This window comes from Bacillus sp. EA-CB0995, from assembly GCF_055814245.1.
Window position 1 is genome coordinate 2,253,012 of sequence record NZ_CP169269.1, and the last position, 12,871, is coordinate 2,265,882.

Below are 12,871 nucleotides of genomic sequence, written 5' to 3' on the forward strand. Positions count from 1 at the left end.
TGGTGCTCCCCCTCGTTATAGCTTTATCGATAAGACACTCTAGTGTCTATCCCGCATTAACGGGCAGTAAGACCCCTACCTCAAGGTTCAAAAAGAGACGAGAAAGATAGGTGGGGGATAACTGCTGGCATGTGCCCGATTGGGTGGAATTTCCATCAGTAGGGGTGAAAAAACCTACTGATGGAAGTTTCACTTTATAAGAACCTAATTGTTTAGGTTAATCATTGATGACGGATGAAGAAATTCTTTATTAATGGAATCTTTATGTTATAAACATTAAATGTCTAATATTCTACATATTCATAAAAACTCCTGCTCATGCAATAGAAAACATGCTATTTTAAAAATTTTACAGAAAGAGGTTAAAGAATGAACCAATTGGTTAATATGGAACGAGATTTTAAAGTATTAGTAGGAGAACCGCACTATATTACGATTGAAGAAAATAATACAGTTTCCTTTACAAAGGAACAAGTTACAGAGGTTGTACAAGATTGGATAAAAAAAGCATCGGATAAAGGAGTTTTACATTTACATTTCGTTATTTCATCAAAAAGTCCAAATTATACACATTATCAAGAGGTGTTTCAGTGTTTACAATTTCAGCATCAAAAAAGTTGTGTTATGGTACTGAAAGATTTATCTGATGTTACAGATGTGGAAGTTCCGTTTACGCTGAAAACAATAGATGAAGTAGGAGAAGACATATTTAAAACAATTTGGCTGGAATCTATGCAGTTTTCTTTAAATACGAAAGAAACGTTATCTATAGATCAATTATTATATGCTTTTCAAACAGAAATTGGCGGCAGATGGAACGAACATTGTTTAGTCGCCTTTCAAGGAAAAGATCCAGTAGGTGTTATTCTGCCGCATGTAGAGCCAGGTACGGTAGAAGAAGGGAGATTGTTCTATCTTGGTATTGTCCCGAATATGCGTGGTAAACGATACGGGACAAAGCTTCATGAAAAAGCATTATACATTTTAAAAGAAATTGGTGCCTCATATTATGTAGGTAGCACTGACGAAATGAACGATACCATGAAACGAGTGTTTTCTAACAACAACTGTATACAGTTAGGGAAGATAGAGAAATATACAAGGGTGATTAGAAAAGGATAAATAGAGCTCCCCTTCGAAGTACTAAAGAAATAAGTTTAGGGGAGGAATTGTATGTTAAAACAAACATTTAAAAGAATAATTCCTTTATATCCTGAATTTTTATTTCCAGACTGGCATATAGAACACATATCACAACGGCAGGAGAGCGGGAAGTGGGAAACGCTTTGGTTTCAGGTGATAACACCCACAGGAATGTTTCGTGTGAAACAGTTTTTTCTGGATATTATGGAACCAACTTTTCCTGATAGTTGCCTGTGCCAAGCGCAGGGAGAATGTTTTCGATATAACACACTAACATATTGGCGTGGTATAAATTATAAAGGAAATGATAGTTATGTAACTTCTAAGTGGAAAATGCAAATTGAAATTTCTATTGATAATGGAGTTATAGAACAACATCAGATGGAGGAATTTTTGTATGGATTACAGCCATTTGAATTAGAGGCAGCAAAACGACAAATGAAATTACCATTTCACCGTCTAAGCTTTCAGGCTCATATAGAAGATAGTGTAGGCGAAATTAATCGTTGTTCTATATGGTGTTCTCCAGAAGAAAAAGAATTTGTATCATTACCGCTTCTAGTTCCGAGTTCATGGAAGCTAGAGTCTGTTGGTTTTGGTAATCGTGAAACACAGTATATATACTGGGATACAAAAGAGCAGTTATATGCGCTATGGGCATGTCGGCATACAAATTATAGTTATCGTCCTGCATCCTCATGGATCAGAAACTATAGTTCCCCGCAAAAGATTGGAAATTGTGAATATTATACGCATCCACAAAGAGGTACAGTTGTATATCAAGATTTTGGGGATGAACAAATTACTTATGTATTTCGAGGGACGCCGTGCACGTCTTTTGCAAATATACAAGCAATCTTTTCTCTTTAGGTGCAATGTTTGAGATAAGAGTGGAGTATTTACAAGCAGTCGTTAATGAAATTAACATTATTTATGGTTCTGTGGAGCAATATGCTGAACAAGGGATTGGATTTACGAAAGACAAGTTAGAAGAAAGAGAAAATTTAAGGGAGAGGGTCTAAAGAACGATGAAATCGATTTTTAGAATCGCTCTCTTTTTTTCTTCACTTGTAGACAGAGTATGCTTTATGTTATAAGACTCTCATCTCAGGATTTTAGGAAGTTGAAGAAGATAGGTATGGGCTTTCTGGAAATGAGGACGAAGAAATTTTGCGCACTCACATTTTTACGAGATTGATTGTGCAATGGATACAAACAAAACCGATTGCTATGAAAAAAGATGCTAAATCATAGTATTTGTAGTTATTTTAAGAATTGTCAAAACATTTACAAATATATTCACGTTGTTAACACTATAAATAGTATAAAATCTGTAACTAAGGGAGGGGATAGGGACATGCTACTATGGATATTAGTAATATTAATAATAGTAGGATTAACGGTTATTGGAACGGTAATGGTTGGGAAAACTGAGCAAGAAGATTATGGAACTTCGACAAAAGGAAATATAACGAGACTTTCTATCATTTATCTTTGTTTAGGGGTCATTTTAGTAGTTGGAGTAGCTTCGTATATATATTTTTATGGATGAAAAATACGGTGTAGTAGAAAAAATAAAGAAAAGAGAGTGCAACATATAAGCACTCTCTTTTTTGTTTTTGATGGGGATTTTTTAGAGATAATCCTCTTCGTTTTTTATCATTTTTAATAAAGTGAAACTTCCATCAGTGGGGGGTTACTGCCCTTTAATGAGGATAAAGTATGTAAGTTAAAAATGAAAAGTCTAGGATATTAATAATTAATAAATCTAAAAAGTTATAAAAATCTAAAAATGTATTATGCTATAATTAGGTAGTGATTATTGGAAAACCAGGGAAGGAATGGATATTGATGATTGAAATTGTTAATGTATCAAAGAGCTATAATGGTAGTAAATTTGCGGTAAAAAATTTGGATTTAACAGTGCCGAGTGGAGAGATATTTGGTTTTTAGGCCCAAACGGTGCGGGAAAATCAACGACAATTAAGATGATAACGGGTGTTCACTCTCTTGATAGCGGGACGATTTCTGTAAATGGAAAAGACATTACAAAAGAGCCGCTTGAAGCGAAAAAGTTATTTGGGTATGTTCCTGATAGTCCCGATATGTTTTTACGCTTAAAAGGGATTGAATATTTAAATTTTATGGCGGATATGTACGATGTTCCGAAAGATGTGCGGCAAGAAAAGATTCGAACACTAGCAGAACGTTTTAGTTTATACGAAGCATTGTCCGATCAAATTCAAAGTTATTCACATGGAATGCGTCAAAAAATTATTATTATCGGAGTTCTTTTGCATGATCCAGACATATGGGTATTAGACGAACCGATGACAGGATTAGATCCCAAGTCAGCATTTATATTAAAACAAATGATGCGTGAACATGCCGATAAAGGGAAAACGGTATTTTTTTCGACGCACGTGCTAGAAGTGGCTGAAAAGTTATGTGATCAAGTTGCGATTATTAATAAAGGAACACTTCAATTTCGAGGGAATTTAGCAGAAATGCGAGAGCATTTTGAATCTAATGAATCTCTTGAAAAAATGTTCTTGGAGATGACGGAAAATGAATAAGATTTGGATGTTAACAAAAATATTATTAAAAATGAATTATGCCGACATGTTAACCGATAAGAAGAAGCGTGCTGTATATTTGTTTTCATTTTTGGGCCTTATGTGTGTTGGATTTTTGTTTATAGGTCCGCTTGCATATGGAATGTATGAGGGATTAAAACAAGTTGGTCAGGAAAACTTACTTATTGGCATGGGGTTAGCGATTGGAAGTATATGGGTGTTTGTGGTTAGTATTACGACCATTTTAACAGTATTTTATTATAATGATGACGTTGAAATGTTATTACCATTACCACTTCAGCCATCCCATATTATTACTGCAAAGTTTATTACGGTTTTAATTACACAATATGTGATGGCTTCTTTTGTTTTATTTCCAATCTTTATTGTGTATGGGTTGCAAAGTAATGCTTTTATTACATATTATGTATACGCTCTAATTGTTTACATATTTTTCCCAATTATTCCGTTAGTTCTCGCTTCGCTTCTCATGACAGTAATTATGCGTTATACAAATATCGCAAAAAATAAAGATCGAAGTAATATGTTAATGGGTTTATTTACTTTGTTGATGATTGTAGGCATTAATGTATTTATTCAATGGAAAAATAGAAGTGCTGCTTCCGGACAAATGACAGCAGACTATTTTGTAAATAATCAATCTTCGTTTCTAGTAGAAATGACAAACTATTTTCCGACAACATATTTTGGGGCAATGGCGTTAATAGAAAGTGTTTCGTGGAAAGGAATTTTATATTTACTTCTTTTCGCTGCCATTTCATTCGCGTTTTATGTACTGTTTTTCTATGTTGCGGAGCGTACATATTTAAAAGGAGTTATTGGACTTTCGAATAGTACTGCGAAAAAAGAAGTGATTTCTTTTGAGAATTTTAATAAAGCTACTATACAAAATTCACATTGGAAAGCATATGTGAAAAAAGAGTTTCGTATTTTGTTTCGCACGCCACAATTCTTTATTAACTGTATTGTGCAAACATTTGTTATGCCAATTATGTTTTTCTTTATTATTTTTGTGCAAGACGGCAACTTAGCTTGGTTAAATAAATTTGCAAAAGATAGTGAAACGGCAAGTCTTGCGCTTGGTCTTGCTTTTTGTGCAGGTATGTTTTTAATGGGATCAAACGTTATTGCGACAACATCTTTTTCAAGAGAAGGTCGCACTTGGTTTATCAATCGCTATTTACCAGTCAAGGCAGACGGCATTTTCTTTGCGAAAGTATTTACAGCTTGGCTCATTAATACCACTATTTTAGCTATCTTTGGTCTTGTGCTTATCATTATAGGTGGTGTGTCGCCAGTATTTATCTTACTTTGGTTCTTGCTTTGTGCAAATGGGTTATGGTTAAACAATTTAATTGGCACACGCTGGGATGCACAAACAGCTGATATTCATTGGGATTCTGAACAAAAAATGTTTAAAGGTCGTTATACTACGCTTTGGAATTGGCTTGTTAATGTATTATTAGTTGGTATTACTGTTGGTGGAGTATGTGCGTTATTTTTCTTATTAGGAATTGGAATGTGGGGTATGTTTTTAAGTATCCTAGTTATTTTTACTATTGTAAATGTTATTGTATCTCGTAGTTTACAACTGGGTGCTGAACGTATCCTAGCAAATATTAAATAAATTGTAAATCCTCTGTTACTATACAGAGGATTTATTATATGAGGGGAAGAAGTCGCTATGAGGAAAATTGCAATTGTCACAGGTGCAACTCGGTTAAATGGTATTGGAGCAGCGGTTTGCAAAGAATTAGCTCAGAAAGGGACAGATATCTTTTTTGCTTATTGGCCTCGCTATGATAAAACAATGCCTTGGGGGATGGAAAGAGATGAACCGTTTTTATTAAAAGAAGAAGTTGAAAGTTTTGGCGTACGTTGTGATATGGCTGAGATTAATTTGGCGCAGTCTTATGCACCGAACCGTTTGTTATATAGGGTATCAGAACATTTCGGAGAGCCGACAATTTTAGTAAATAATGCTGCGTATTCTATAAATGCAAATTATGATTCAATCGATGTGGAAAAGTTAGATTCGCATTATACAGTAAATATAAGAGCGCCGATTTTGTTAAGTACACTATTTATGAAGTACTTTACAAAAGAAAAAGGCGGAAGAATTATTAACCTTACGTCGGGGCAATCATTAGCGCCGATGCCAGATGAACTTGCATATGCCGTAACAAAGGGGGCTATCGAAACATTTACAGCTTCAGTTGCACCTGCTGCTGCGAAAAAGGGGATTACAGTAAATGCGGTTAATCCAGGACCAACCAATACAGGGTGGATGAATGAAGAAATGAAACAATATCTTGCAACAAGGTTTCCAACAGGAAGAGTTGGGGAGCCGAAGGATGCAGCTCAGTTGATTGCTTTTTTAGTAAGTGAAGAAGCAGCATGGGTAACGGGGCAGGTTATTCATTCGACAGGAGGATTTTATCCCGCATTAACGGACAGTAAGACCCCCACCTCAAGATGAAGAAAAAAGCGAAGAAGATAGGTGGGGGTTAACTGTCCGTAAAAGCCCGATTGGTTCAACTAACCATCAGTGGGGGATGAAAAAACCGCCACTGATGGAAGTTTCACTTTATTGAGAAATTTGTGTTTGTAATAAATAATAAAAAGGAATTTTTGTAAGAATATAGAAAACTATTTGGGAGGTGAAATTGTAATTTTAGGAGGCTTATTATGAATTTGAAAAAAATATCGATTGCTTCATTGGCGATTGGAGCGATGCTCTCCATTACAGCTTGCGGTACCTCGACAGAAAAAGATCAAGCAAATCAAAGTAAAAAGGAACAAACAAACGCTCAAGAAGAAGCGAAAACAACAAGTGCAGACCAAACAAATACGAGTAAAAATGAGGAGAAGGACTCAAAAACAACAAGTGCAGATGGGAAAACTGAAGCGACATCAACGAATACAGAACAAACGAAAAATGAGAAAAACGGAACAAAAGAAACAAAATCAACAAATGCAAAGCAAAATGCTAGTATGAAAAGTGGAGTAACAGAAGTTGTACAGTTAATAGAAGAAGTGGACAAGCAATTGAAAGCAAATCCGAAACAAGAAACTGTAAATAAACTAGGAAAGCAGATTGCTGATAAATGGGATGTAGTTGAGAAGGAAGTTGAAACAAAACATCCATCCGATTATAAAACAATCGAACAAAATTTATACCCACTAATTGTTGAAATGGAAAAACAAAAGCAGGATTTAAAAAAGTTAAAAACGTTAACTACGAAAACAAAGCAAGATTTAAATCAATTTTTGAATAAGCTTTAATAAAAAATGAAGATGAAATTAAATCTTATCTTATATATAGCCTTTGTAATAAAAGGAGAAACGTAGCAGATGTGTACGTTTCTCCTTTTATGATTAGTTGCAACAAATACATAACACAACTTTTTAATAAAAAATATGGTATGTGAGAGATTGGTGCGATTAACGATATAAATATTGTTTTAACGTACCATTTTCAATACAAGCAAGAGGTATATTTTGTTCAGTTCCTTCCTTCATATTTCGTAAAACCGCTACATTGTTATTTATTTCTTCTTCACCGACAATAAGTACATGGGGAATGTTTTCTTTGTTTGCATAGTTAAGGGCACGTTTTAATTTACGATTTGTTAGTTCAAGTTCTACTTTTAAATTTTCATTTGTTCGCAATGTGTGTGCAATTTTTAAACATTTTGCCTGCGTTCCGAGTGGAATGACAAAGATATCGACAGAAGAGGAGGCACGTTCTTTTTGTATAAGAGTAGTATAAATGACGTCTAAACCAAAGGAAATTCCAACTGTCGGATAAGATTTATTATCGCTTCGAAATGCACCAATAATATGATCATAGCGACCACCGCTACCAATGCTAGAGGCAATACTACCATCCGTTAAAAAGATTTCATAAATCGTTCCGGTATACATTGTGAGACCTCTTGCGAGAAAAGGAGAAAATACTGTATTAGATTCAATCCCAAGTTCAATTAAGTATTGCTTAAGTTCTTGGAGTTCAGTAACGCCTTCCTTTACAAGTGGATCAGAGAATGTTTTATCAAATTCAGAGAGCTGCATGGATATACATGTTTCCAACGTCTTACATAATATATCAATTGTTTCGTTTTGTAATCCTCGATTTACTAAATCATTTCTTACACCTTCAATGCCGATTTTCTCAAGTTTATCTACAGATAAAATAACATCTTGTATTTGTGATTGAGGGATTTGAATAGCTTGTAATATTCCTGTTAATAGCTTACGGTTGTTATATTGAATAGTTACATCTAGGTTTAATTTGTTAAATATATCGAGTGCCATTACCATTAATTCAGCTTCCGCTATAACGGATTCAACTCCAACAATATCTACATCGCACTGTACAAATTCTCGAAATCTTCCTTGTTTAATTGGACCATTACGAAATACCTTCCCGATTTCATAACGTTTAAACGGAAGACGGATTTCTGGATTCATAGCTACAACTTTTGCGAAAGGAATTGTTAAATCATAACGCAGTGCAAGTTCACGATTGCCTTGATCACGAAGGGTATACATTTCCTTTAAAATTTCAGCACCTCCTCCATATTTATAAGCCATTAAATCGTACATATTCAAAATAGGTGTTTCTAATGGCTTACAGCCGTAAGCTTCAAATGTTTCTTCACAAGTCCGCTTAATTGTATTACGCAGTACTTGTTCTTCTGGTAAATAGTCTTTTGTTCCTTTTACGTTTTGTAAGTTCATGTTTATCACTCCTTTTTGAAATAAAAAAAGCTATGTAGGTATAAAAATACCCACATAGCTTTATAGTCGCTTCGTGGGTAACAGGAATAGCCCTGTACCCACGAAGAAAAATTCTTCGGATACAAGGCGTTATATATGATGATGAAGTTGGAAAGAAGTATTACGTTTTAACATAAGCAATCTCTCCTTAAATTTTTTTATATCATACCAAAATTAATTTGAATTATCAAATATTTTTTAACCTGTTACTTAAGGGCATTAAGCTCTCTGCTGATAAAAGCTACACTTTTTTAAAGTTTGAGGTATGGAAAAGTTTAGTGAGGATGAAAAACCTGCCTCATGTATGAGACAGGTTTTTCATGAAGTAATCGATGTAAGTGTTCCATTACTTATTTTAATAAAGTCTGCACCATCAATAAAGATTTGTAATCCTCTTTTTCCAGCGCTAATACTGATTGGATTTAAATTTGCAGCAGATTCGTCAATAAAGAGCGGGTAATTTTTTTCACACCAAGCGGTGAAACGCCGCCACGTATGTATCCTGTTAATCCTAGTATTTCCTTCATTGGAACCATCTCTACTTTTTTATTTTTACTTGCAGACGCTAATGCTTTTAAGTTGAGTTCTTTATGTGAAGGTATACAAGCCATAATTACCCCAGTTTTATCTCCTCGAAGGACAAGTGTTTTGAAGACTTGTTCTAATTGTAAATCAACTTGCTCAGCAACATGTTTTGCATCTAAATTCTCTTCGTCCCACTCATATTCATGTATTGTATATGGAGTTTTATGCTTATCTAATAAACGACAAGCGTTTGTTTTACTACTCATTTTCCACACTTCCTTTTTTGGTTCTTATTTTTAGTATACAAAATTTTGCAAAATAAGACAGGGAAAATGAGAAAGGACAAGAATATGTAACATATATTTTGAAAAGGAAAGAGGGAAAAAGATGTGGAGAACAACTGATCTTTATGATGCATATGAAACTGAAGTGGAAGTATGTAAGCCTCTGTTTCAATCATATGGAAAGAAAAAGCAGTTTCATGGAAAAATTGCAACGGTGAAAGTAAAAGATGATAATGTACTTGTGAAGCAAGCGCTAGAAACGTTACCTGAGGGTACAGTATTAGTTGTGGACGGAGAAGGCTCAACAAATTGTGCGTTACTTGGTGATAATTTAGCAAACATTGCAAAGGAACGAAATTTAGCAGGTATTATTATATATGGCTGTGTTCGTGATTGTGTAGAGCTTAGTAAAATTGAGCTTGGTATTTTAGCGATTACAACGATGCCAAAGCGAAGCGTGAAAGAAGGGAATGGAGAAACAAATATTCCTGTGTCCTTTGGAGGGGTTTCTTGGATTCCAGGAGATTATGTCTATGTTGATGAAGATGGTGTGATTCTAAGTAAAAAGAAATTCACCATGAGTCATGATGTGAAGAAAAGGAAATTCGAATGTAAATAATGATAGAAATATTTTCAGATACAAATGCACATCAATATAAGGCTTTAAAAAGAGCGTTACAAGAATATTGGTATTCTTAAAAAGCAAATACGAGAAATGATAGACAAAAAAATATAAAAATAGTAAAATAGTACAGAATTTTGTAATATTGTGAATTGTATAGGAGCATAGTGTTTCACTAGGTAAAAAAGAGGAAATTCGGCGGAGTTTCAATGTTATTCCGCTACTGTAAATGAGAAGACTTTTTGCGTTTTTTCCGGAAAATGTAAAAAGTCATTGTTTCATAAACGGGGTACCTTGCCTATGCAAATACAATAACCTATGGAGATAGAGGTGCTGTGCATCCGTTGAACGCTTGTTTGAAGCGTGTTTATGCGCGCCCCTTTGAGGGTATTTTTTTATGCGATTTTTAGGAAAGGGAGGAATAAATAGTATGGCAAACATGAAAAAATGGTTATTCATGTCATTCATGACGATTGCATTCGTTTTCTTGTCTTTTGCAAATACCGTACATATTGCCTTTGCTGAAGGCAAAACAGCAACGTTAGCAATTGTTGGAGATTCACAAAAAGGGATTATGCTATGTCCAAAAGAAGTTGCAATTCAAGAGGGAGAAACAGCCTATAGTTTACTGCAAAAAGAAATGGGGAGTAAAGTAACCGCAGAAAACACGAAGTATGGTGTATACGTTAAAGGCATTGATGGATTAATGGCTAGTGAAACGAGCGGTTGGTCTTATGAAGTGAATAACAAATCACCGATGGTTGGGGCAGATAGCTATAAGCTAGAAGCTGGAGATGTTGTAGCTTATCGTTTTGTTTTAGACTGGAACAATATGAGTCAACAAACTTTGCAGCAAGTGTTAGATGAACTTGGTACATGTAAGAAACAGCCTGATACAGACAAACCAGGTACAGACAAACCTGATGCAACAAAACCGCAAGAACCTACAACAGGTGATGTAACGAAGAAAGTTGATGAAGCAATTGTAAAAACTGCTCAAAAGATGATGAAAGATGGTATAGATAGTGACTGGGTAGTGATTGGTCTAGCTCAATCAGGTCAAGAAGTTTCTAAAGAGATAAAATCAAACTATTTACAATCATTAACAGAGCGTATTAAAGAGAAGGAAAATAACTTTTCTTCCACTGAGTTAGCACGTACAATTTTAGCAGTTTCAGCGGTAGAAGGTGATCCAACAAATATTGCTAATAATAACTTAATTTCAAAATTATATAACCTTGAGAAAATAGATTCTATTACAGGATATACTTTTAGTTTACTTGCATTAGATACAAAAAAATATGACGTGCCAGCTGATGCGAAATGGAACCGCGATACATTAGTAAATGCAATTTTAAAATCACAGCATACAGATGGCGGCTGGGCGTATATGGGGAAATTAGAGGAACCAAGTGATGCTGATGTAACTGGCATGGTTTTCTCAGCATTAGCACCATATCAAGATCAAGCGGAAGTAAAGCAAGCATTAGATAAAGCGAAGCAATATTTAGCGAGTATACAGACCGATAAAGGTGGATTTACATCCGGCGGTGTAGAAAATGCCAACAGTGTAGCAGAAGTTGTTCTTGGGCTTACAGCAGCTGGCATAGATCCAACAAGTACTACATATACAAAAAATAATCATAATGCGGTTCAAAATTTACTATCTTATCAATTAGAGAATGGTGGATTTAAATGGTTGGCAAACGATACTGAGGAAGATAGTATGGCAACTGAGCAAGCGATGTTAGCACTTGTTCAGTATAAGAACTATTTAAATGGTAAAGGGTCTATTTTCGATTGGACAAACGCTTCAACACCAACCAATGAAGGGGATAACTCAACGGAAGAGCCGAAGCAACCAACTGGTGATGAGCAATCTGTAACAGAGGAACCTCAAAAACAAGCGGATAAACAGTCAATTGTAGCTGTAGAAGATCAAGCTGAACAAAAGGAAGCGAAAGTAGAAAAACATAGTTTACCAGAAACAGGTATGTCTCGATTAAATACTGCTATGCCAGTTGCATTTGGCGTACTGTGCATTGGCGCTGCATATGTATTATGGAGAAGAAAAGCGGCTTGACAAAATTAGGAGCAAATATTTGCTCCTAATTTTATTGCGAAAGGTGTGAGAAATTATGAAAATGCTGAAATGGCTTGTGTTGTTTGTTTTCTCATTTAGTTTAATCACTGGGTGTAGTCAAAATGAGGTAAAGACAGATAAAAAGACAGACGCAAAACAAACAGAGCAAAAAGATGAAAAGAAACAGGAACAGCAATCTTCAGAAGAACAGAAACAAGAACAGAAACAAGAAGAGAAATCTCAAGAAGAAAAAGCTGCAGATTCAAAATCTATCGAACAAAATCCAGCGCAAAAACAAAACGTAGAACAATCACAAAATCAAGAGCAAAAAGCACAGTCTCAAGAAAAATCTAAAGTTGTAAATGAGCCGAAAGAAACGCCGAAGCAGGAAAATGTACAACAAACAGCTGAAAACCAACAGTCTGTACAGGGTCATTCTGAAGGGACTCCTTCACCGGTACAACCTGCTCCAGAGCCAAAAACGGAATCACAACCACAACAAGAGGTAAAGACGGTTACGATATCCGTACGTGATGATCAAAGTACGATCTTAGGGGGAACGGAAGTAGAACTTCAAGAGGGAGATACTGTTTTTAAGGTATTAGCTCGTACAATGAAGCAAAAAGGGATTCAAATGGAAGCTAGTGGATCTGGAAGTAGCGTATATGTTCGCGGGATAAATAACTTATATGAAAAAGATAAAGGCGACCTAAGTGGTTGGATGTATAGTGTAAATGGAGTTAATGCCAATATAAGTGCGGGCAAGTATAAAGTGAAACAAGGAGATAAAATTGAATGGTTTTATGCGTTAGATTATAGGAAGGAAAATCGGTAA

Annotated in this window: 10 protein-coding genes and 3 pseudogenes; 11 read left to right on the top strand and 2 right to left on the bottom strand. The window is 35.1% G+C overall.

What is annotated here, in order from left to right:
* Positions 1-369: 369 nt before the first annotated feature.
* The 8 genes and pseudogenes from ACEWFJ_RS11710 (at position 370) to ACEWFJ_RS11745 (ending at position 7,025) form a co-directional block, all read left to right on the top strand.
* Positions 370-1,122: a GNAT family N-acetyltransferase gene (locus ACEWFJ_RS11710; protein ID WP_473688550.1), complete on the top strand. Its 753-nt coding sequence runs from the start codon at positions 370-372 to the stop codon at positions 1,120-1,122.
* Between the two features lie 51 nt (positions 1,123-1,173).
* Complete coding sequence (locus ACEWFJ_RS11715; protein WP_473688552.1) at positions 1,174-2,013, top strand: hypothetical protein; 840 nt, start codon at positions 1,174-1,176, stop codon at positions 2,011-2,013.
* A pseudogene (locus ACEWFJ_RS11720) lies at positions 2,010-2,165 on the top strand (tyrosine-protein phosphatase); the annotation flags it as partial. The gene ACEWFJ_RS11715 and the pseudogene ACEWFJ_RS11720, both read left to right, overlap by 4 nt.
* 335 nt (positions 2,166-2,500) lie before the next feature.
* A complete protein-coding gene (locus ACEWFJ_RS11725) occupies positions 2,501-2,695 on the top strand; it encodes a hypothetical protein (protein ID WP_098310801.1) in 195 nt (64 codons plus the stop codon).
* A gap of 299 nt (positions 2,696-2,994) precedes the next feature.
* Positions 2,995-3,719: pseudogene (locus tag ACEWFJ_RS11730) on the top strand (ABC transporter ATP-binding protein).
* Positions 3,712-5,367, top strand: coding sequence for a putative ABC transporter permease subunit (locus ACEWFJ_RS11735; protein ID WP_473688554.1), 1,656 nt, complete (start codon positions 3,712-3,714; stop codon positions 5,365-5,367). The pseudogene ACEWFJ_RS11730 and the gene ACEWFJ_RS11735 overlap by 8 nt, the downstream one beginning before the upstream one ends.
* Before the next feature lie 57 nt (positions 5,368-5,424).
* Positions 5,425-6,219: an SDR family oxidoreductase gene (locus ACEWFJ_RS11740; protein ID WP_473688556.1), complete on the top strand. Its 795-nt coding sequence runs from the start codon at positions 5,425-5,427 to the stop codon at positions 6,217-6,219.
* A gap of 209 nt (positions 6,220-6,428) precedes the next feature.
* A complete protein-coding gene (locus tag ACEWFJ_RS11745) occupies positions 6,429-7,025 on the top strand; it encodes a hypothetical protein (RefSeq protein WP_098310798.1) in 597 nt (198 codons plus the stop codon).
* A 159-nt stretch (positions 7,026-7,184) separates the two neighbouring features.
* On the opposite strand, the gene ACEWFJ_RS11750 is transcribed toward ACEWFJ_RS11745, so the two are convergent.
* Both ACEWFJ_RS11750 and ybaK read right to left on the bottom strand, forming a co-directional pair.
* A complete protein-coding gene (locus ACEWFJ_RS11750) occupies positions 7,185-8,483 on the bottom strand; it encodes a histidine--tRNA ligase (protein WP_473688559.1) in 1,299 nt (432 codons plus the stop codon).
* Positions 8,484-8,840: 357 nt separating this feature from the next.
* Positions 8,841-9,313, bottom strand: a pseudogene (gene ybaK, locus ACEWFJ_RS11755) (Cys-tRNA(Pro) deacylase).
* Positions 9,314-9,434: 121 nt separating this feature from the next.
* On the opposite strand from ybaK, the gene rraA reads away from it, so the two are divergent.
* The 3 genes from rraA to ACEWFJ_RS11770 all read left to right on the top strand — a co-directional run bounded on the left by rraA (position 9,435) and on the right by ACEWFJ_RS11770 (position 12,871).
* Positions 9,435-9,950, top strand: a complete 516-nt coding sequence (gene rraA / locus ACEWFJ_RS11760) for a ribonuclease E activity regulator RraA (protein WP_473688561.1) — start codon at positions 9,435-9,437, stop codon at positions 9,948-9,950.
* A gap of 433 nt (positions 9,951-10,383) precedes the next feature.
* Positions 10,384-12,036 carry a DUF4430 domain-containing protein gene (locus ACEWFJ_RS11765; RefSeq protein WP_473688563.1) on the top strand — a complete coding sequence of 551 codons (1,653 nt, stop codon included), beginning with the start codon at positions 10,384-10,386 and terminating at the stop codon, positions 12,034-12,036.
* Between the two features lie 55 nt (positions 12,037-12,091).
* The gene (locus ACEWFJ_RS11770) at positions 12,092-12,871 is read left to right on the top strand and encodes a DUF4430 domain-containing protein (RefSeq protein WP_440603958.1); all 780 of its coding nucleotides are present in this window, start codon (positions 12,092-12,094) and stop codon (positions 12,869-12,871) included.